Genomic DNA, 20,171 nt, shown 5'->3' with positions numbered 1-20,171 from the left:
CTGGAGTCTTACCCGGTTTCTGGCTTTGTAGTGCCGTCGGGGCCGGCGTCACCCGTCGGCGCCTCGTGCGGCACGCCGCCGACGGTGCCGTCGTCGACCGCCTGATCCGGTTCGGGATGCGCGGGGTCGAAGGATTCGGGCAGCTTGCGCAGGTGCCGGTTCATCGACCAGACCAGGGCCACCACGGCGATCAACAGGATCAGCGTGATCACCAGCCCGGCCGGGCTGGCCTTGCCGAAGTCGGGCCCCGTCTGGCGCGGACCTTCGGCCAGCAGGATGGTGAGCGGAACAGAAATCACAGCGATACTCCCGTGAACAGATCGGTCTCGGGCAACGTCACCGGAACCCTGGATCGGGCCAATTCGTACTCCTCGGTCGGCCACAGCCGCTGCTGCCATTCGATGGGCGCGCGGAAGAAGTCACCGTTCGGGTCGATCTGCGTGGCATGCGCCAGCAGCGCGCGGTCCCGCTGCTCGAAGAAGTCGGCACACTCGATGCGGGTCGTCACCCGGTTGGCGAAGGGATCGTGCTCGGGGTCCCAGTGCTGCAGCCACTTCTCGAACGGCCCGACCTCGCCGTGCTTGGCGAACTCGTCCTGCAGCAGCTGCATGCGCCGGCGCAGGAAACCGTGGCCGTAGTACAGCTTCGCGATGCTCCAGGGCTCGCCCTCTTCGGGGAACTGCACATGGTCGGCGGCCGCTTCGTAGGCCGCCATCGACACCTGGTGAGTGCGGATGTGGTCGGGGTGCGGGTAGCCGCCGTTCTCGTCGTACGTGGTGATCACGTGCGGCCGGAACTCGCGGATCACCCGCACCAGCCGGCGGACGGGCTCTTCGATCGGCACCACCGCGAAGCAGCCGTCGGGCAGCGGCGGCAGCGGGTCACCCTCGGGCAGCCCGGAGTCGACGAACCCCAGCCAGTGGTGCTCGACGCCGAGGATCTCGGCGGCCCTGGCCATCTCGTCACGGCGGACCTCATGGATGCGGCCGTGCACCTCGGGCAGGTCCATCGCCGGATTCAGGATGTCGCCGCGCTCGCCGCCGGTCAGGGTCACGACCATGACCCGGGCGCCGTTGGCCGCGTACTTGGCCATGGTGGCCGCACCCTTGCTCGACTCGTCGTCGGGGTGCGCGTGCACCGCCATCAACCGCAGTTCGCTCACGTGTGCCTTACCTACTGTCTCTACTCGGTGGGACAACTCGCTGCAGTCCAACCATGTCGCTGGGTCCTATAGTTCCAGTCCAAGCATTCCGAACCGACCGATGGGGCACCCAAAGTAGCCATGATCGAGCGTCCGACCGCCCGCTACGGGCGCCAGCGCATGTCCAGGCTGACCCGTCGCCGCATCGCGATCGGCCTCACGCTCCTCATCGTCGTCGCTGGTGTGGCGCTCGCGTTCGTCGGTTTCCAGCGTCTGGGGACGTCCCCCGTCAAGGGTGAGTTGAGCACGTACAAACTCATCGACAACGAAACCGTTGCGGTGACCATCTCGGTCACGCGCGAGGACCCGGCCCAACCGGCGGTGTGCATCGTGCGGGCGAGGGCGCTCGACGGCAGCGAAACCGGGCGGCGCGAGATTCTCGTCGTGCCGGCAGAGGCCAAGACGGTCCAGGTGACGGCCGTCGTGAAGTCCACAAAACCGCCGGTCGTCGGCGACGTCTACGGCTGTGGCACCGACGTGCCGTCGTACCTCGTCGCGCCCTGAACACCGGCCGGGTGACCAACCGTCCGGCGAACTCCGAACTGCGAAATCATGACCGTTTGGAGACGCCCAAGTGGTACGCTTGCTCAGTACACGGTTCCGACTGGGGCCGTGTATTGCTGCATTAGCGGGCACCTGCTGGCACCTTCTGGGGGGACCTGGACCTGCCGTCGCGATCGCAGCACCGCCGGCCCCAAGCAACGGGGCAACCCCGGACACACCGCCCGGGCATACACGCACGCTTACAACGACAGGAGAGCAGCAGACATGACCGATACCCAGGTCACCTGGCTCACCGAAGAAGCATTCGAGCGCCTGAAGGCTGAGCTCGATCAGCTGATCGCCAACCGCCCGGTCATCGCTGCCGAGATCAACGACCGCCGCGAAGAGGGCGACCTCCGCGAGAACGGCGGCTACCACGCGGCCCGCGAAGAGCAGGGCCAGCAGGAAGCCCGCATCCGTCAGCTGCAGGAACTGCTCAACAACGCCAAGGTCGGCGAGGCACCGAAGAAGTCCGGTGTGGCGCTGCCCGGCTCGGTCGTGACCGTCTACTACGACGACGACCAGAACGACACCGAGACGTTCCTCATCGCCACCCGTCAGGAAGGCGTCACCGACGGCAAGCTCGAGGTGTACTCCCCCAACTCGCCGCTCGGCCACGCGCTGATCGACGCGAAGGTCGGCGAGGAGCGCAGCTACACGGTGCCCAGCGGCGCCACCGTCAAGGTCACGCTGGTCAAGGCCGAGCCCTATCACGCCTAGACCTGCGACGGCCGGCCCTACTTGTCCGGCCACCAGCTGACATTCATGGCTCAGATCGCCGAAGACCTGTATCTGCTGCTCCTGGACAATTCGTCCGCACAGCCGGGTCTGGATCAACCACGTCGGCACCGGGTGTTGTCCGGTGCCGTCCTGCTGGACCTGGCGCTGGCGTGCCGTATTCGGCCCGCCGCGCCAGGTGACGGCGCACCCGACGGCCACCTGGTGGCCCTCTCCGGCGACGGCACCGTCGACGCGGTGTCCGCGCCGGCACTGGACCTGCTTCGCCAGCGACCGCGGCGGCCTGCCGCCGTGTTGTCCAAACTGCGCAAAGGCACCGAGGACCGTCTCATCGACCAGCTGGAGCGTGCCGGGCAGCTGCGTCGGCAGCCGTTGGGCGGCAACAGGTTCCGGCCGCACTACGCCTTGCCGTTGACGGACCGGGCGCGCGTCGGGCAGGCGCGCGCGGCGCTGCTGTCGGCATTGTTCGACCGCCGACCGCCCGCGCCGGCGACGGCAGCCATCGTCACGCTGCTGCACACCGTCGACGGCCTGGGTTCCCTGATGAGCCTCAACGACCGCGGCTGGCGGTGGGTGCATGCCCGCGCCGGCGACATCGCCAGCGGCCACTGGGTCAACGAATACGAGACCGGCGTCGCCGAGGTGAACCTCGCCGTCACGGCCGCCGCGGTGCGGGGCGCGCTGGTTTAACCCAGCGCCTGCTCCAGGTCCCCGATCAGGTCAGCCACGTCCTCGATGCCGACCGACAGCCGGACCAAGTCGTTCGGCACCTCCAACTGCGAGCCGGCGGTGGATGCGTGCGTCATGGCGCCGGGATGCTCGATCAGCGACTCCACGCCACCGAGCGACTCCGCGAGAATGAAAATCTCTGTGCGCGAGCACAACTCGCGGGCGGCCTGCTCACCGCCGCGCAACCGCACCGACACCATGCCGCCGAAACCGCTCATCTGCTTGGCCGCCACCTCGTAGCCCGGATGACTCGACAGACCCGGGTACAGCACCGTCGCGACGGCCTTGTGGTCGTTGAGGAATTCGGCCACCCGCAAGGCGTTTTCGCAATGCCGCTGCATGCGCAGCGGCAGCGTCTTGAGACCACGGTAGGTCAGGTAGGCGTCGAACGGGCCCGGCACCGCACCGGCGCCGTTCTGCAGGAACGCGAATTTCGCGTCGAGCTCTTCGTCGTTGGTCACCAGCGCGCCGCCGACGACGTCCGAGTGCCCGCCGATGTACTTGGTGGTCGAGTGCAACACGATGTCCGCCCCGAGGGCCAGCGGCTGCTGCAGCGCCGGCGAGGCAAAGGTGTTGTCCACCAACACCTTCACGCCCGATGTGGCGCCGATCTGCACGATGGCCGCGATGTCGGCGATGGACAACAGCGGGTTGGTCGGGGTCTCCACCCAGATCAGCCGGGTCTTGGCGGTGATCGCCGCGCGCACCTCGTCGAGGTTCGACAGCTGCGCCGGCGTGTGCGTGATGCCCCACTGCGTGAAGACCTTGTCGATCAGCCGGAAGGTGCCGCCGTAGGCGTCGTCGGGGATGACGATGTGGTCGCCCGGACGCAGCACGGCGCGCAGCGCGCAGTCGGTGGCCGCCATGCCGGAGCTGAACGCCCGGCCGTAGTGCCCGCCCTCGACCGCGGCCAGCAGTGTCTCCAGCGCCGCCCGGGTCGGGTTGCCCGTGCGGGCGTACTCGAATCCGCCGCGCAGCCCGCCCACGCCGTCCTGCGCGAACGTCGAGCTGGCGTAGATGGGGGTGTTGACGGCACCGGTCTGCGGGTCCGGCCGGAACCCGGCATGAATGGCCCGGGTCGACGGTCCGTAGGCGCGGTAGTGGTCTGCCTGGCTGCGCTGCTCACTCACAGGCGCCAGCCTAGTCGCGGAGCTTGCGCCCTTGGGGGTCGGGAACGTTCCCCATCAGAATCATGATGCCGTCGATCAGCGGCCAGATGGCGCCGATGCCGCAGGTCACCAGCGAGACGACGAGCTGGAGCACGCCGATGGTCGTGTAGCCCAGATAAAATCGCCCGACGCCGAAGGTGCCCAACAGGATCTGCAGCAGGCCGGCCGTCACCTTGGACTTGTCCGACAACGGCAGCCCCGTCAGGGGATCACGGCCCCAGGGCGCGGACGGGTCGGCCGCGAACTGCGGCGCGTAGCCGTAGCCCGGCGGCGGCGGGTAACCCGGCTGCTGCGGGTACCCGGGCGGCGGGTAACCAGGCTGTTGGAAACCGGGCTGCTGTGGGTACCCCGGGTATTCGTGGCCGCTGAACGGCGGCTCGCCCGGCTGTTGCGGACCGGACCCGTCTGCGGGCTGGTATGGATTCGTCATTGGTCAGGTCCCGTCTAGTAGGTGGTGGTGCCGCTGCTGCCCACGATGAGCGCGATCAGGCCGAAATAGAAGATTGCGATCAGCGCGAAGAGCGCCAGCCCGATGTAGCCGACGATCAAACCCGCGAGAGCCATGCCCTCGCCCTCCTCGCCGCTCTGCTTGATCTGCGACTTGGCGAGGTGCCCGAAGATCACCCCGAGGATCGAGGTGGCCGCACACGTCGCCAAGCCCAGCAGTGAACAGACCAACGACGCGATGGCCAGGCCGTTCGTCTTCGGCACCGGCGCATAACCCATCGGCATCATGCCGGGCATCGGCGGCATACCCGGATATCCCTGGGCCACAGGCGGATACGGCGCGACCGGCGGCGGGTAGCCCGGACCCGGGAAACCGGTGACCGGCGGCGGAAACGGCTCGGGCGCCGGCATCGACGGGTACGGCTCCGTGCCGTAGGCCGGGAGCGGCGGCATACCGTAGGCCGGGGTCGAAGCCTCCGGCTCGCCCGCACCCTGGTTCTGTTCCTGCTCAGTCATCGTCCACCCCGTCTGTCCCTGAGCGACCAGCGTAGCCGGGGTCTGCTCTCGCTTTACGCCGAACTCCCGGTGTAGAACTGCACCATGACAGCCTCGATCGACAATCTGCTCGGCACCGACGACCTGTTGAGCGCCGAGGACATCGAATTGCGCACCATGGTGCGCCAGTTCGGCGAGCAACGGCTGCGTCCCTACATCGCCGAGTGGTTCGAGAACGGTTCGGTTCCGGTACGCGAGATCGCCACCGAGGTGGGCAAGCTTGGCCTGCTCGGCATGCACCTCACCGGGTACGGCTGCAGCGGGTCGACGGCGACGGCCTACGGGCTGGTGTGCCAGGAGCTGGAGGCCGTGGACAGCGGCATCCGGTCACTGGTGTCGGTGCAGGGCTCGCTGGCGATGTTCGCGATCCATCACTGGGGCAGCGAGGAACAGCGCGAGCAGTGGCTGCCGGGCATGGCCGCGGGCGATCTGATCGGCTGCTTCGGTCTCACCGAACCGGACTTCGGCTCCAACCCCGGCGGCATGCGCACCACCGCCCGACGGGACGGCGACGACTGGGTCCTCAACGGCTCGAAGATGTGGATCACCAACGCCTCGGTCGCCGATGTCGCGGTGGTGTGGGCGCGCGCCGAGGAAGGTGTGCTGGGATTCGCGGTGCCCACGGACACACCGGGTTTCAGCGCCCGGGAGATGACGCGCAAGATGTCGCTGCGGGCCTCGGTCACCTCCGAATTCAGCCTCGACGACGTCCGGCTCCCCGAGTCCGCGCGGCTGCCCGGCGCGCGCGGCCTGTCCGGCCCGCTGAGCTGTTTGTCGGAGGCGCGGTTCGGCATCGTGTTCGGCGCGGTGGGCGCGGCGCGCGACTGTCTGCAGGCGACGCTGGACTACGTCGGCACGCGCACGGTTTTCGACAAGACGCTCGCGGAATACCAACTGACGCAGGCCAAGATCGCCGACATGGCCGTCGAACTCGGCAAGGCGCAGCTGCTCGCCCTGCAGCTCGGCCGGCTCAAGGACGCCGGGAAGATCCAGCCCGAGCAGGTCAGCGTCGGCAAGCTGAACAACGTCCGCGAGGCCATCAAGATCGCCCGGCAGTGCCGAACCCTGTTGGGCGCCAACGGCATCACCCTGGAGTACCCGGTGATCCGGCACGCCAACAACCTGGAGTCGGTGCTGACCTACGAGGGCACGTCCGAGGTACACCAGCTGGTGATCGGGCAGGCGCTGACCGGGGTCAGTGCGTTCCGCTGACGGGGGTGCGCGTGCGCGGCGGCGTCACGCAGACGGTCTCCATCACCATGTCGGCGAACGTCTGTCGCTTGGCGTCCCACAGCGGCCACAGATAGCCGACGATCGACAGGTCGGCCAGGTGTACCGCCTGCCGGAGCAGTGAACGCCCGAAACCTATTGGCGTGCCCGAGGTTTGACCGACGACCCGGACGCGCAGGGCCGTCTTGCCGAGGCTGGCGCCGGTGCGTCCCTGGCGGTAGCCGAAGTTCCAGACCAGATAACCGACCATGAGCGCCCAGGTGACAACCAGGCTGACGTAGCCCAGCGTCGAGTAGCCGTCACCGCATTGGGCGCCGCCGTCGAACGCGGAAGTATCGGTGTCGCACAGCCGGTCTCGCGTGAACCACACCAGTGCCGCACCGGCCGCGGTGAGTACCAGCAGAGGCAGCAGGTCGATGACCGCGGCAGCGGCCCGCCGCCACCACGGGGCGTACGCCATCATCGCGTCGACACGCAGACGGTCGACATGATCTTGTCGGCCAGGGTCTGCCGCTTGGCGTCCCACAGCGGGAACAGGTAACCGGCGAACACCGGGACGGCGTCGACGACGTGCGCCAGCTGCCGCACCACCGAGCGACCGAAACCGACGGGCTCCCCCGTCTTTTCGTCGATCACCTGGAAATGCAACACCCGCTTACCCAGGCTGGAGCCCGTGGTGCCCTGCAGATACCCGTGATTCCACACCATGAACAACACGGCGACGACGAGTCCGGCCAGCCAGATCAGCACACCGGCGACAGAGTTCCCGGTGGCGCAGTACGGGCCGATGCTGTAGTCCGCTTGGTCGGCAAGGCATTTCGTCACGCGCTGGGAGCGCTCGACCAGGCCGCCGACGATGATGACGAACAGCGGAGGGACCCGGTCGATCAGGCTGGCCACCACGCGGGCCCACCAGGGTGTGTAGTTCAAGTCGTCCTGTCTCATGGGGTGCTGCCGTCATGCCTGTTCGGGGGCCGCGACCGGCGTCCCCCGAACAGGCCACGGCGTTACGGCGTCAGCGGGGCGACCTGACCACCGCTGAGGCGACGGTAGGTGTACACCAGCATCAGTGAGGCGACCGGACCGGAGACCAGGACACCGACGCCACAGGCGAGGATGCCGGCCGCGGCGATCAAGCCGGCCACCAGCCAGACCAGGATCACCTGTCCGACATTGGCTTTCACGATCTCGATGCTGGCCTTCAGCGAATCGATCGGCGACAGGTTGCGATCAACCAGGATCGGATGCGCGAACATCGCGAACAGCGCGACGATCAAACCGGGGATCACGCACAACACGTACCCGATACCGACGAGCACACCGACGATGAGCGTCAGGACGATCATCGGGCCGATGTAGCGCGGCTTGAAGAACGACCCGATGGTGGTCGGTTGTCCGTCGGCGATGCCGAGCAGGCCGACGTACTGCGCCGACGAGATGGCCGCCGCGACCACCAGCAACACGAGGTAACCGAGCACCAGGATGGCGATGCTGGCCGGTCCCAGTGAGGTGACGTTGTACGAGTAGCTGAAGCCGGCGTCGTCCGCCGAGTAGCTCGACACGGAAGTGTCAGCCAATCCCAGTGCACTGAACTGCACGATGCTGGCGATGACACCGACGATGAGGCCGTAGACCAACACCGACACGATCAGCGGCGCCGGGTTCTTGGTGAACTTGTTCCACGCCCACGACAGCGCGTCGCCGACGCTGAACGGGGCGGCACCGCCCGGCGCACCGTACTGGTAGCCGGCCGGCGGGTATGCCCCTGGCGGCGGCGGCGCGAAGCCACCCTGCGGCGGCGGGGGCGGCGGGTAGGCACCACCCGGAGGCGGGGGCGGCGGGGCGTATCCGCCTTGCCCCGGCGGCGGCGGGTAGCCGCCCTGCGGCGGGGGCGGGAATCCTCCGGGCGGCGGAGGCGGCGGCGGGTAGCCGCCCTGCGGCGGGGGCGGGTAGCCACCCTGCGGTGCCTGCGGAATGTATTCCGTCGGAGCGCCTCCCGGAGGTGGCGGCGGCGGGAACCCACCCGGCGGTGGCTGCGGAATGTACTCCGTCGGCTTATTGGCGTCCGGCGGAGTGCCGTCCGTCGGTTGGTCCGTCATCTTTCGTCCCTCCGAGCGATGTGGATGTGGCGTTTCTGATTACAAACGTGAACTACACGTACAACGAAATGAACGGCGCTATCGGCACATTGCGAATAACAAACCAAATGCACATTACCGTCAAAACGGCCGGAGCGGCCCAGCCCCGATGCTGCCAACTGGTTATTCTTCGGCCCACGACGCGGCCGTACGTCCAGGCGCCATAGGACCAGACGAGTAATACCAATGCGACCAGGCCAACCGCGTTGAAATGCAACGCAGCCGAAAAGTCGCCGTGCATCAGCGAATACAGCATTCGCATGCTGCCGCAGCCCGGGCAATCGATACCCAGCAGCGCCTTGGTGGGACAGACCGGCATCGGGCCACCCGGCACTGTCGGATTGCTCAGCCAGATCGCGCAGCACACCACGCCGGCGCCTGCCACAACACCGAGCGGCCCAAGGAGCGGACTAACCGCCTTGGGCCGCTGCAGATGTTGCATTTTGGGTGCGACCTATCCCGAATAGGACGACGTCGAGAAGGAGAACGCGCCGAGCACAACCACGAAGATGATGTAGAGCACGGCCACGACAGCACCGGCGATGGCACCCCACATGGCCCACTTCTTGGCGTCATCGGCGGCGGCCTGTGCCAGATCGGGCCGGCCCTGCGCCCACAGTCCGGATACCTGCGTCGCCTTGACGATCGACACGATGCCGAAGGGCAGGCAGCAGAAGATCGTGACGAGGATGCCCCACACCAGGTTGTTGTCCGGGAGCCCACCGACACCGGGATATCCACCGGCCGGCGGGTAACCGCCGGGCGGGGGCGGCGGGAAATTGCCCGGAGGCGGCGGCGGGAAATTCCCGGGCGGCGGTGGCGGGTACTCGGTCATTGCGGCCTTTCCGAAGGTGAACAGCGAGAAGCGAGCGGTCTCGCCCTACCGGAGAAGATAAGTCAATCTCCTCTCGATTACGCGGCTATTTGCGCGAGCCGCCCTGCGTCAGGAACCCGAGCAGATCGTGCCGGGTCAGCACGCCGACGGGCTTGCCGTCGTCGACGACCATCACGGCGTCGACCTCGCGCAATTCCTTGGCCGCCGCGGACGCCAGCTCGCCGGCGCCGATCAGCGGCAGCGGCGGGCTCATGTGCTGCGCCACCGCGTCGGCCAGTTTCGCCCGGCCTTCGAAAACCGCTGAGAGCAGCTCACGTTCGGACACACTGCCCGCGACTTCACCGGCCATCACCGGCGGCTCGGCCCCGACGACCGGCATCTGTGAGACGCCGTACTCGCGCAGGATGCTGATGGCGTCACGCACCGTCTCCGACGGGTGGGTGTGGACCAGGTCCGGCAGCCCGCCGGACTTGCCGCGCAAGACGTCACCGACGGTGTGCTCCTCCGGCGTGCCGTCCAACCGGCTGCGCAGGAAGCCGTACGACGACATCCACTCGTCGTTGAAAATCTTTGACAGATAACCTCTTCCGCCGTCCGGCAGCAGGACGACGACGACGGCGTCCGGGCCCTCGCGCTCGGCCACCTTGATCGCCGCGACCGCGGCCATGCCGCAGGAACCGCCGACCAGCAGGGCCTCTTCGCGCGCCAGGCGCCGGGTCATGTCGAACGAGTCGGCGTCGGAGACGGCGATGATCTCGTCGGGGATGCTCGGGTCGTAGGCCGACGGCCAGAAGTCCTCACCGACGCCCTCGACCAGGTATGGCCGACCGGTGCCGCCGGAGTACACCGAGCCCTCGGGGTCGACGCCGACGATCTTCACCCGGCCGCCCGAGACGTCTTTGAGATAGCGGCCGGTGCCGGTGATCGTGCCGCCGGTACCGACTCCCGCCACGAAATGCGTGACCTTACCGTCGGTGTCGGCCCAGATCTCCGGACCGGTGGTCTCGTAGTGGCTGGCCGGACCGTTGGGGTTGGAGTACTGGTCCGGCTTCCAGGCGCCGTCGATCTCGGTGACCAGCCGGTTGGAGACGCTGTAGTAGCTGTCGGGATGGTCGGGGGCAACGGCCGTCGGGCAGACGACGACGTCGGCGCCGTACGCGCGCAACACGTTCTGCTTGTCCTCGCTGACCTTGTCCGGGCAGACGAAGATGCACTTGTAGCCGCGCTGCTGCGCCACGATGGCGAGCCCGACGCCGGTGTTGCCGGACGTGGGCTCGACGATGGTCCCGCCCGGCTTGAGCAGTCCGGCCTCTTCGGCGGCGTCGATCATCTTGACCGCGATGCGGTCCTTGGCGCTGCCGCCGGGGTTGAGATATTCGATCTTGGCGGCCACCAACCCCGACCCCGCTGGAACAACCGAGTTCAGTTGGACCAGAGGCGTATTGCCGATGAGCTCACTGACGTGCCGGGCGATGCGCATGGGTACATGTTGTCAGGCCGCACCCTGGTTGCGCATGCGGGATTACCAGGTTGCCTCGCGGATGTACTCGCCGATCTGCTTCAGCGAGCGGTCGGCCTCCTTGACCAGCGGGGCAGCGAGTTGGAACACGTGCATCTGGCCGGGCCAGACGTGTACCTCGACCGGCACGCCGCTGGCGGCCAGCATGTGCGCGGCCTTGCGGGCGTCGTTGAGCAGCACCTCGGACCCGGACACGTGGATCAGGGTGCGCGGCAGCCCCGGCTCGATGTGATCGAGCGGCTCGTACACCTCTTCGGGCTTTCCGTCGACGATGTGACGCGACGCCGCGTGCTCGATGAGCTCGATCAGCGCGTCGAAGGCGTGCGCCGGGAACATGGCGTCGGACTTCATGTTCGGGTGCTGGGCCCGGCTCTCGTTGTCGATCTCGAACAGCGGCGACATCGTCGTCACCGCCGCCGGCAGCTCGCCTTCCTCCTGCAGCTTCTCGGCCAGTGCCAGCGACAGGTAGCCGCCCGCCGAATCCCCGGCCAGCACGATCTGGTCGGGCTCGTAGCCCTTCAGGCGCAACCACCGGTAGGCATCGTGGCAGTCCTCGAGGGCCTCGCCGATCGAGTGCTTCGGAATCATCCGGTAGTCGACGACCAGGACAGGGGCGTCGGCGTACTTGGACAACGCGCCGACCACGCGGCCGTGGGTGTGCACGCCACACGTCAGGAACGCCCCGCCGTGCATGTAGAGGATGACGCTGCGGCGGCCGTCGGCGGGCAGCACGCCCTTGGCGCGGACCAGGTGCGCCGTACAGTTCGGCAAACCGATCGTGGCGCGGACCGTGCCCGGCTCAGGCCTCATGATCCGGGCGACGAAGTCCACCATTCCCCACGGCCAGGGGGCCTTGGGTGCGTAGCTGCCGATGGTCAGAGTTGACTTGATGGCGAGTGTCGCGGCTACCGACATCAGGCGCCCGGCGAGGCTGGGACCGTCCTCGACGATCTCTACCGGTGCGCCGTCGCTGACCGGATAGCGGCGTGGTTTCCGCCCCTTAGCAGCACTTATAGCAACACTATGGGTTCTGACAACCCTGCTCGGTGCGGTCATCGCCACCACTCCTACGCCTTTGTAGTTCCGGTGCACTTCGTTATTTACGTCACTTAATAGGCAACCCGCGTAACTTAGCTTGCCACCGCTACATAGATCAACAATCAAAGTCGCCAAATTGATGCCCCAGTCGATATGACTACGTGATCGGGCCGCCCGCGGTTCATCGACCTGCGAATCTCCGCAACCGACCTAGACTGAACGCCGTGGGCAGACGTGCACCGCGCCGGAAGACCATCGCTCTGGCGACCGCAGCCACCATCGCCTCGACAGGGTCGTTCTACGTCGGGGCCCGAAACCTCCTGAGCGGCCAGGCCGCCAAGGCACGCCGGGTCATCCCCAAGTCATGGGAAGTCCCGCCCCGCGCCGACGGCGTCTACAGCCCCGGGGGCGGACCCGTCGAGAAATGGCAGCGCGGCGTACCGTTCGACCTGCACCTGATGATCTTCGGTGACTCCACCGCCACCGGATACGGCTGCCGCCTCGCCGACGAGGTGCCCGGCGTCCTGCTCGCCCGCGGGCTGGCACAGCAGTCCGGCAAGCGAATCCGGTTGTCCACCAAGGCCATCGTCGGGGCCACGTCCAAGGGCCTGTCCGGTCAGATCGATGCCATGTTCGTCGCCGGTCCGCCGCCCGATGCCGCGGTCATCATGATCGGCGCCAACGACATCACCGCCGTCAACGGCATCGGGCAGTCGGCCCGCCGCCTCGGCAACGCGGTGCAGCGCCTGTGCGCCAGCGGCGCCGTCGTCGTCGTCGGCACGTGTCCGGACTTCGGCGCCATCGCGGCCATTCCGCAGCCGCTGCGCTTCGTCGCCCGCAACCGGGGCCTGCGGCTGGCCCGAGCCCAGGCCGGGCAGGTGCGGTCGAACGGCGGCGTACCGGTGCCGTTCTCCGACCTGCTGGCACCCGATTTCCTCAAGGCGCCCGAGGTGCTCTTCTCCCCGGACATGTTCCATCCGTCGGCCGCCGGGTACTCCCTGGCCGCCCAGCAGCTGCTGCCGGCCCTCTGTGAAGCGTTGGGCGAGTGGACAACTGAGTCTCCGCCCGCATCCGCGCTGGTCTCGCGGACCGCGGACGTGACGAGCCTGCTGGCCCGCCTGGCCGGCATGGCGCGCCTGTGGCGGCGCACGACAGGCGTACCCGCGCCGATCGTCGCTCCTGTCACGGGATAAATTCGCCAGGAAGCTATTTTTGGATCCTTAGGAGCCCGTCATGCCCGAAGCCGTCATCGTCTCCACCGCCCGCTCCCCCATCGGCCGTGCCGTCAAGGGCTCGTTGGCCACCATGCGGCCCGACGACCTGGCCGCCCAGATGGTGCGCGCCGCGCTGGACAAGGTGCCCGCGCTCGACCCGCGCGATGTCGCCGACCTGATGATCGGTTGCGGACAGCCCGGTGGTGAGGCCGCCTACAACATCGGCCGCGCCGTGGCCGTCGAGCTCGGCTACGACTTCATGCCGGGCACCACCGTCAACCGCTACTGCTCGTCGTCGCTGCAGACCACCCGCATGGCGTTCCACGCCATCAAGGCCGGCGAGGGCGACGTGTTCATCTCGGCCGGTGTCGAGACCGTGTCCCGCTTCGGCGTCGGCGCTGCCGACGGCGCCCCGAACAGCAAGAACTCGCTGTTCGACGAGGCCCAGGCCCGCACCCTGAAGCAGGCCGAAGGCGCCACCGAGTGGCACGACCCCCGCGAGGACGGCGTCCTGCCCGACGTCTACATCGCCATGGGCCAGACCGCCGAGAACGTCGTCCTGCACACCGGCATCAGCCGTGAGGACCAGGACCACTGGGGCGTCCGCTCGCAGAACAAGGCCGAGGAAGCCATCAACGCCGGCTTCTTCGAGCGCGAGATCGTCCCCGTCACCCTGCCCGACGGCACCATCGTCTCCAAGGATGACGGCCCGCGCGCCGGCACCACCTACGAGAAGATCAGCCAGCTGCAGCCGGTGTTCCGCCCGAACGGCACCATCACCGCCGGTAACGCCTGCCCGCTGAACGACGGCGCTGCCGCCCTCGTGATCATGAGCGACGAGAAGGCCAAGGCCCTCGGCCTGACCCCGCTCGCGCGCATCGTCTCGACCGGTGTGTCGGGTCTGTCGCCGGAGATCATGGGCCTGGGCCCGATCGAGGCCGTCAAGCAGGCCCTCGGCCGCGCCAACATGGCCATCGGTGACGTCGACCTCTACGAGATCAACGAGGCCTTCGCCGTGCAGGTGCTGGGCTCGGCCCGTGCCCTGGGCATGGACGAGGACCGCCTGAACGTGTCCGGTGGCGCCATCGCCCTCGGCCACCCGTTCGGTATGACCGGCGCCCGCATCACCGCGACGCTGATCAACAACCTGCAGACCCACGACAAGCAGTTCGGCATCGAGACCATGTGTGTCGGTGGAGGCCAGGGTATGGCCATGATCATCGAGCGGCTTTCGTAAGTCTCTGGAGCAGTCTCTGAAGCGGCGTCCCGCCGCTTTGAGTTGACCCTGTACTCAGGGCGCATTTGTTCGAGTGGAATGCGCCCCAGGTACAGGGTCAACGTGTTTCTGGAGTTGGCTCTGCGCTGGCGGCGCAAAGTTGCGAGAAGCGTGGGCCCTCACCGCAGACTCAACCAGCCCCACCGTTGACCCTGCGGCAGCGGCGCAAAGTTGCGAGAAACGCGGGCCCTCACCGCAGACTCAACGTCACCACCGTTGACTCTGCGGCAGCGGCGCAAAGTTGCAAGTGGCGTAGGCCCTCACCGCAGGCTGAATGCCGCGGGATTTCGCCGGCGCACCGCAAGGTCTCAGGCGCGGTTCACTCGTGCCAACACGTCGGGCTTCCGGTGGCCTGCCGCGACCCGAACAACCGTCCACCCGATTCCGGCGATGTACTCACTGCGCACGATGTCATAGCCGAGCTGATCTGCATGCTGTTCCCCGTCGTATTCCACCGCGAGCATCAGGTCCTCCCACCCCATATCGAGGAAGTACTTGGGACTGCCATCGGGCCCGGGGACAGGAATCTGCGTCTGTGGCCGTGGGAAATCCTCGGCGATCAGCATCAGTCGGATCCTTGTTTCCTGGGGAGATTGCCCGCCCGGGTCGCAGAGGTCCAAGGCTCGTTCCAGTTGACGAAGCCCCCGGCAGTGTCGATGTTCCCCGGCCAGCGCCAAGACTTCGTCGGTGACGAATCCCGCTGCCACGCAGAGCGCGTCGAGCCGCGCGACGGCATCATTGAGCCGCCCGCGGCGTCCGAGGTCGAATGCCGCACGTGCCGGGGTGGTGACCGGCAATCCGTCGACGGCGTGGACCTCATCGGCAAAAATCAGGTCGTCGCGAGTGACGACTCCGCGCGGCGATCGGGCATTCGGCCAGATCAGCTCGATCGCGGCGTCGTCCGGAATCCACTTCGCGCCCAGCAGGCTTGATGCAGTCGAGCCCGCGATCACCGCTTCACGCCGCGACCACAACCACGCGGCGGCAGCGCGTTGCTGCAAAGACGGATCAATCCGCTTGTCCAAGTACACGTTCGGCATGATCGCGCGGTAATACCGGCGCAGTTCGTAACGGTTGAGGGCGCCCGCTTGCAGGGCCTCGCTGCCGATGAACGGCTGGTTGTCGATGTCCATAGCGGCAACCGTGCAGGCGTCGTCCGACACAATTTGCGGCGCAATCAGCCAGCCGAGCCTCGCTTGTGGACGAATCGCGCACTGTGCACAACGCTCCTGCCGTTCGTCCTGCGGCAGCGGCGCAAAAGTGCGAGTAGCCGAGGCCATCAGCACAGACTCAACCAGCACACACCACTGACCCTGCCGCAGCGGCGCAAGAGCGCGAGAAACCCGCGCCCACACCGCAGGGTCAACGGGCCGGCGGACCACGACTGCGCCGACCTCGCGCAGCCCGAATCGAACCCGACCCCATAGACTTTGCGCCCAATGATCACCATCGGAACCCCACTGTCGCCGAACGCGACCAGGGTCATGCTGCTCGGCTCCGGCGAACTCGGTCGCGAAGTGCTGATCGCGTTGCAGCGACTGGGCGTCGAGACCATTGCCGTCGACCGCTACGACAACGCGCCGGGCCAGCAGGTGGCCCACCACGCGCGCACCATCTCGATGACCGACCCCGACCAGTTGAAGGCGCTGATCGCGGCCGAGAAGCCGGACCTCGTGGTGCCGGAGATCGAGGCCATCGCGACGCCGGCGCTGCAGGAACTCGAGGAGGCCGGTGTCGTGCGGGTGATCCCGACCGCACGGGCCGCCCGCCTGACCATGGACCGCGAGGGCATCCGGCGGCTGGCCGCCGAGGAGCTCGGGGTTCCGACGAGCCCGTACCAATTCTGCGATTCGCTCGAGGAGCTCCAAGCCGCCATTGACGGCGGCATCGGCTACCCGTGCGTCGTGAAACCCGTGATGAGCAGCTCTGGCAAGGGCCAGAGCAAGCTCGACGGCCCGGACGACGTCGCGAAGGCCTGGGACTACGCCATGGGCGGGGCCCGCGTCACCAACACCCGCATCATTGTCGAGGGCTTCGTCGACTTCGATTACGAGATCACGCTGCTGACCGTCCGGGCCAACGGCGCTGACGGCACCGTCGTCACCCAGTTCTGCGAGCCGATCGGGCACCGTCAGGTCTCCGGCGACTATGTGGAGAGCTGGCAGCCGCACCCGATGTCGGCCGCCGCCCTGGCGAACGCCCAGCAGATCGCGCACACGGTCACCGAAAACCTTGGCGGGCAGGGCGTTTTCGGCGTCGAGTTGTTCGTCAAGGGCGACCAGGTGTGGTTCAGCGAGGTGAGCCCGCGGCCGCACGACACCGGTATGACGACCATGATCACGCAGTGGCAGAACGAGTTCGAGCTGCACGCCCGCGCCATCCTCGGTCTGCCGGTGGACACGTCGCTGAAGACCCCAGGCGCCAGCGCGGTGATCTACGGCGGCGTCGAGGCCGAGGGCATCGTCTTCGACGGCGTCGACGAGGCCCTGCAGGTGCCGGGCACCGATATTCGGCTGTTCGGCAAGCCCGAGAGCTTCCGCACCCGCCGCATGGGCGTGGCGCTGGCGCGGGCCGAGGACATCGACACCGCGCGCCGCAACGCCGCCGAAGCTGCCGGCCGGGTCAGGCCGCGCAAAGTCTGAGCACGACACGAAGAAGGGGCGCCCGCCGAAGCGGACGCCCCTTCTCTGTCAACGGAGCTAGTCGTTGTTGAAATAACTCAGCAGTCGCAGGATTTCCACGTACAGCCAGACCAGGGTGACGGTCAGGCCGAGCGCGACGCCCCACGCCGCCTTCGCCGGCGCACCGGCGCGGATCATCTGGTCGGCCGCGTCGAAGTCGATCAGGAAGCTGAACGCCGCCAGCGCGATGCAGACCAGCGAGAAGATGATCGCGATGGTGCCGCCGCTACGCAGGCCCATGCCGGCGCCGCCGTTGAACAGGCCGATGATGAAGTTGCCGAGCATCAGCGCGAGGACGCCGAACATGCCGGCGACGATCATGCGGGTGAACTTCGGGGTGACGCGGATGGCGCCAGTCTTGTAGACGACGAGCATGCCGAAGAACACACCGAACGTGCCGAGGACCGCCTGGCTGATGAGGGCGCCTGCACTGATGCCCTGCACCGCGAAGTTGGCCATGACGAACGAGAAGGCGCCGAGGAACATGCCCTCGAGCACCGCGTAGGTCAGGACGATGCCCGGGTTGTCCTGCTTACGGCCGAACGTGGCGATGAGGACCATCACCAGGCCGCCGATGGCACCGATCATGGCGATGGGCCCGGCCAGCGCCAGGTTCGACATGATCAGGAAGTACGAAACGACCGCACTGACCGTCAGCACAGCCAGCGTGATGCCGGTCTTGGTGACGACGTCGTCGATGGTCAGCGGGCGCGAGAAGCCGGCCTGCTGCTGCGGGTACTGGGTGTATGGCTGAGCCATGGTCTGCTGGGCACCATATGCGGCGGCGCCACTACCGAATTGCGCGTATCCGCCCTGCGACTTGGGCAGGGAACGAAATATCGGGTTGCTGCTCTCGCGCACCGTCGGGTTCCTCTCCTGAAGCTGTGGTCCGTCTGCTGACGAACACCCACACAACGTACGACTTCGGGTGTTGGTTCCCGGCGAGACGGAGAAACTGGGAACTTACTGTGAAACGGTACCTGGTCGGCGCACGCGCTGCGCGACGATCTACATTGCTTACCGTGGCGGAAAACGAGGATATCCTAGTAAATGTCGAAAACGGCGTCGGCGTCGTCACGCTGAACCGTCCGAAGGCCATCAACTCGCTCAACCAAGCAATGGTCACGGGCCTGGCCGAGGCGCTCACCGCGTGGGAGCACGACGACAGCGTGCGCGCGGTCCTGCTGACCGGCGCCGGCGAGCGTGGCCTGTGCGCGGGCGGCGACGTCGTCGCGCTGTACCACTCCGCCAAGGCGCAAGACGACAACGCCAGGACCTTCTGGCACGACGAATACGTGCTCAACGCCCACATCGGCCGCTACCCCAAGCCCTACGTCTCGCTGATGGACGGCATCGTGATGGGCGGCGGCGTCGGGGTCGGCGCGCATGGCAACATCCGCGTCGTCACCGAGAAGACCAAGCTGGGCATGCCCGAGGTCGGCATCGGCTTCATCCCCGACGTCGGCGGCACCTACCTGCTGTCCCGCGCCCCGGGCCTGATCGGCCTGCACGCCGCGCTCACCGGCGCCCCGTTCTCCGGCGCCGACGCCATCGCCCTGGGCTTCGCCGACCACTTCGTCCCACAGGCCGACCTCCCGGCGTTCCGCGACCTGGTGATCAGCGATGGGCCCGACGCGGCGCTCAAGCAATACGCCGTCGAGCCACCCGCCAGTGCGCTTCTGGCGCAACAACATTGGATCGACGAGTGCTACGCCGCCGACACCGTCGCCGAGATCCTGGCGAACCTGCGCGGCCACGCCGCGGCCGAGGCCAACGCCGCGGCCGACCTGATCGCCACCCGGTCCCCCATCGCGCTGACGGTCACGCTCGAGGCCGTGCGCCGCGCCGCGAAGCTGCCGACCCTCGAGGATGTCCTGGTTCAGGAATTCCGAGTCTCGATGGCGTCGCACAAGTCTCACGATTTCGTGGAGGGCATCCGCGCCCAGCTCGTCGACAAGGACCGCAACCCGCGGTGGTCCCCGGCCAACCTGGCGGACGTCACCGCCGCCGACGTCGACGCCTACTTCGTCTCCGCCGACCCCGACCTCACCTTCTAGTTCTAGGATTCCACAGTGACATCTGAGACTTTCGAAACCATCCTGGTCACCCGCGATGACCGCGTCGCCACCATCACCCTGAACCGGCCCAAGGCGCTCAACGCCCTCAACAGCCAGGTGATGGCCGAAGTCACCACCGCCGCAGCCGAACTCGACGCCGACCCGGGCATCGGCGCCATCATCATCACCGGCAGCGAGAAGGCCTTCGCCGCGGGGGCCGACATCAAGGAGATGGCGAGCCTGACGTTCGCCGACGTGTTCTCGCAGGACTTCTTCGCGCTGTGGAACAAGTTCGCCGCGACGCGTACCCCCACCATCGCCGCCGTCGCCGGCTATGCGCTCGGTGGCGGTTGTGAGCTGGCGATGATGTGCGACCTGCTGATCGCCGCCGACACCGCGAAATTCGGCCAGCCCGAGATCAAGCTGGGCGTGCTCCCCGGCATGGGTGGCAGCCAGCGCCTGACGCGCGCCGTGGGCAAGGCCAAGGCGATGGACCTGATCCTCACCGGCCGCAACATGGACGCCGAGGAAGCCGAGCGCTGTGGCCTGGTGTCGCGCGTGGTCCCGGCCGACAAGTTGCTCGAAGAGGCCAACGCCGTCGCCAAAACCATTGCCGGCATGTCGCTTTCGGCATCGCGGATGGCGAAGGAAGCGGTCAACCGCGCCTTCGAGAGCACGCTGGCCGAAGGCCTGCTGTACGAGCGCCGGCTGTTCCACTCGGCGTTCGCCACCGACGACCAGACCGAGGGCATGGCGGCGTTCACCGAGAAGCGCGCGCCGAACTTCACGCATCGGTAAAGT

At 67.5% G+C, this 20,171-nt stretch carries 23 protein-coding genes; 9 read left to right on the top strand and 14 right to left on the bottom strand.

The window, feature by feature from the left end:
• Positions 1 to 8 precede the first annotated feature (8 nt).
• Positions 9 to 299 (bottom strand): hypothetical protein, encoded by a 291-nt coding sequence (locus tag ACJEIK_RS05245; protein WP_082762313.1) that lies wholly within the window; start codon positions 297 to 299, stop codon positions 9 to 11.
• Positions 296 to 1,162: a mycothiol conjugate amidase Mca gene (mca, locus tag ACJEIK_RS05240; RefSeq protein ID WP_061001763.1), complete on the bottom strand. Its 867-nt coding sequence runs from the start codon at positions 1,160 to 1,162 to the stop codon at positions 296 to 298. Before mca ends, ACJEIK_RS05245 begins: the two co-directional genes overlap by 4 nt.
• A gap of 120 nt (positions 1,163 to 1,282) precedes the next feature.
• On the opposite strand from mca, the gene ACJEIK_RS05235 reads away from it, so the two are divergent.
• The 3 genes from ACJEIK_RS05235 (at position 1,283) to ACJEIK_RS05225 (ending at position 3,172) form a co-directional block, all read left to right on the top strand.
• Complete coding sequence (locus ACJEIK_RS05235; RefSeq protein ID WP_020099199.1) at positions 1,283 to 1,705, top strand: DUF4307 domain-containing protein; 423 nt, start codon at positions 1,283 to 1,285, stop codon at positions 1,703 to 1,705.
• A gap of 264 nt (positions 1,706 to 1,969) precedes the next feature.
• A complete protein-coding gene (gene greA, locus ACJEIK_RS05230; RefSeq protein WP_061001764.1) occupies positions 1,970 to 2,464 on the top strand; it encodes a transcription elongation factor GreA in 495 nt (164 codons plus the stop codon).
• 45 nt (positions 2,465 to 2,509) lie between these two features.
• Positions 2,510 to 3,172, top strand: coding sequence for a GOLPH3/VPS74 family protein (locus ACJEIK_RS05225; RefSeq protein WP_135355690.1), 663 nt, complete (start codon positions 2,510 to 2,512; stop codon positions 3,170 to 3,172).
• Here ACJEIK_RS05225 and ACJEIK_RS05220 read toward each other — a convergent pair.
• The 3 genes from ACJEIK_RS05220 to ACJEIK_RS05210 are packed head-to-tail and all read right to left on the bottom strand — an operon-like array spanning position 3,169 to position 5,343.
• Positions 3,169 to 4,341, bottom strand: coding sequence for a cystathionine gamma-synthase (locus ACJEIK_RS05220; protein WP_064860358.1), 1,173 nt, complete (start codon positions 4,339 to 4,341; stop codon positions 3,169 to 3,171). The two genes, ACJEIK_RS05225 and ACJEIK_RS05220, sit on opposite strands and share 4 nt — an antisense overlap.
• 10 nt (positions 4,342 to 4,351) lie before the next feature.
• Complete coding sequence (locus ACJEIK_RS05215; RefSeq protein WP_064860357.1) at positions 4,352 to 4,810, bottom strand: TM2 domain-containing protein; 459 nt, start codon at positions 4,808 to 4,810, stop codon at positions 4,352 to 4,354.
• Positions 4,811 to 4,824: 14 nt separating this feature from the next.
• Complete coding sequence (locus tag ACJEIK_RS05210; RefSeq protein ID WP_064860356.1) at positions 4,825 to 5,343, bottom strand: DUF4190 domain-containing protein; 519 nt, start codon at positions 5,341 to 5,343, stop codon at positions 4,825 to 4,827.
• An 84-nt stretch (positions 5,344 to 5,427) separates the two neighbouring features.
• On the opposite strand from ACJEIK_RS05210, the gene ACJEIK_RS05205 reads away from it, so the two are divergent.
• The gene (locus tag ACJEIK_RS05205; RefSeq protein WP_110767579.1) at positions 5,428 to 6,594 is read left to right on the top strand and encodes an acyl-CoA dehydrogenase family protein; all 1,167 of its coding nucleotides are present in this window, start codon (positions 5,428 to 5,430) and stop codon (positions 6,592 to 6,594) included.
• Here the strand turns inward: ACJEIK_RS05205 and ACJEIK_RS05200 are convergent.
• The 7 genes from ACJEIK_RS05200 to ACJEIK_RS05170 form a co-directional block, all read right to left on the bottom strand.
• Complete coding sequence (locus tag ACJEIK_RS05200) at positions 6,578 to 7,075, bottom strand: RDD family protein (protein WP_234789747.1); 498 nt, start codon at positions 7,073 to 7,075, stop codon at positions 6,578 to 6,580. The two genes, ACJEIK_RS05205 and ACJEIK_RS05200, sit on opposite strands and share 17 nt — an antisense overlap.
• Positions 7,072 to 7,557: an RDD family protein gene (locus tag ACJEIK_RS05195; RefSeq protein WP_409431154.1), complete on the bottom strand. Its 486-nt coding sequence runs from the start codon at positions 7,555 to 7,557 to the stop codon at positions 7,072 to 7,074. The genes ACJEIK_RS05200 and ACJEIK_RS05195 overlap by 4 nt, the downstream gene beginning before the upstream one ends.
• 62 nt (positions 7,558 to 7,619) lie before the next feature.
• Positions 7,620 to 8,711 (bottom strand): hypothetical protein, encoded by a 1,092-nt coding sequence (locus ACJEIK_RS05190; RefSeq protein WP_409431153.1) that lies wholly within the window; start codon positions 8,709 to 8,711, stop codon positions 7,620 to 7,622.
• Between the two features lie 52 nt (positions 8,712 to 8,763).
• The gene (locus tag ACJEIK_RS05185) at positions 8,764 to 9,192 is read right to left on the bottom strand and encodes a DUF2752 domain-containing protein (RefSeq protein WP_409431152.1); all 429 of its coding nucleotides are present in this window, start codon (positions 9,190 to 9,192) and stop codon (positions 8,764 to 8,766) included.
• 12 nt (positions 9,193 to 9,204) lie between these two features.
• The gene (locus tag ACJEIK_RS05180) at positions 9,205 to 9,585 is read right to left on the bottom strand and encodes a CD225/dispanin family protein (protein WP_409431151.1); all 381 of its coding nucleotides are present in this window, start codon (positions 9,583 to 9,585) and stop codon (positions 9,205 to 9,207) included.
• An 85-nt stretch (positions 9,586 to 9,670) separates the two neighbouring features.
• On the bottom strand, positions 9,671 to 11,065 hold the full coding sequence (locus tag ACJEIK_RS05175) for a cystathionine beta-synthase (protein WP_409431150.1): 1,395 nt from the start codon (positions 11,063 to 11,065) through the stop codon (positions 9,671 to 9,673).
• Positions 11,066 to 11,107: 42 nt separating this feature from the next.
• Positions 11,108 to 12,160, bottom strand: a complete 1,053-nt coding sequence (locus tag ACJEIK_RS05170; RefSeq protein ID WP_061004956.1) for an alpha/beta hydrolase — start codon at positions 12,158 to 12,160, stop codon at positions 11,108 to 11,110.
• 206 nt (positions 12,161 to 12,366) lie between these two features.
• Here ACJEIK_RS05170 and ACJEIK_RS05165 point away from each other — a divergent pair, with 206 nt between their 5' ends.
• Entirely contained in the window at positions 12,367 to 13,335 is a 969-nt protein-coding gene (locus tag ACJEIK_RS05165; protein ID WP_061004951.1) for an SGNH/GDSL hydrolase family protein, read from the top strand.
• Positions 13,336 to 13,375: 40 nt separating this feature from the next.
• Positions 13,376 to 14,593 (top strand): acetyl-CoA C-acetyltransferase, encoded by a 1,218-nt coding sequence (locus ACJEIK_RS05160; protein WP_061004949.1) that lies wholly within the window; start codon positions 13,376 to 13,378, stop codon positions 14,591 to 14,593.
• A gap of 347 nt (positions 14,594 to 14,940) precedes the next feature.
• Here ACJEIK_RS05160 and ACJEIK_RS05155 read toward each other — a convergent pair whose 3' ends face one another.
• Complete coding sequence (locus tag ACJEIK_RS05155) at positions 14,941 to 15,765, bottom strand: endonuclease domain-containing protein (protein WP_409431648.1); 825 nt, start codon at positions 15,763 to 15,765, stop codon at positions 14,941 to 14,943.
• A gap of 306 nt (positions 15,766 to 16,071) precedes the next feature.
• Between ACJEIK_RS05155 and purT the strand changes: the two genes are divergently transcribed.
• Positions 16,072 to 17,274, top strand: a complete 1,203-nt coding sequence (purT, locus tag ACJEIK_RS05150; protein WP_409431149.1) for a formate-dependent phosphoribosylglycinamide formyltransferase — start codon at positions 16,072 to 16,074, stop codon at positions 17,272 to 17,274.
• Positions 17,275 to 17,331: 57 nt separating this feature from the next.
• Here purT and ACJEIK_RS05145 read toward each other — a convergent pair whose 3' ends face one another.
• Positions 17,332 to 18,174: a Bax inhibitor-1/YccA family protein gene (locus ACJEIK_RS05145; RefSeq protein WP_064860641.1), complete on the bottom strand. Its 843-nt coding sequence runs from the start codon at positions 18,172 to 18,174 to the stop codon at positions 17,332 to 17,334.
• Positions 18,175 to 18,335: 161 nt separating this feature from the next.
• Between ACJEIK_RS05145 and ACJEIK_RS05140 the strand changes: the two genes are divergently transcribed.
• Positions 18,336 to 19,370 carry an enoyl-CoA hydratase/isomerase family protein gene (locus ACJEIK_RS05140; protein ID WP_409431148.1) on the top strand — a complete coding sequence of 345 codons (1,035 nt, stop codon included), beginning with the start codon at positions 18,336 to 18,338 and terminating at the stop codon, positions 19,368 to 19,370.
• 15 nt (positions 19,371 to 19,385) lie between these two features.
• Positions 19,386 to 20,168 (top strand): enoyl-CoA hydratase, encoded by a 783-nt coding sequence (locus tag ACJEIK_RS05135; RefSeq protein WP_053854339.1) that lies wholly within the window; start codon positions 19,386 to 19,388, stop codon positions 20,166 to 20,168.
• The last annotated feature ends 3 nt before the right edge of the window (positions 20,169 to 20,171 follow it).

The organism is Mycobacterium sp. SMC-16, from assembly GCF_046250085.1.
GTDB classification, from domain to species: Bacteria; Actinomycetota; Actinomycetes; order Mycobacteriales; family Mycobacteriaceae; genus Mycobacterium; species Mycobacterium phocaicum.
Note: the sequence above shows the minus strand (reverse complement) of the source record. Positions and strands in the feature narration are given on the sequence as shown.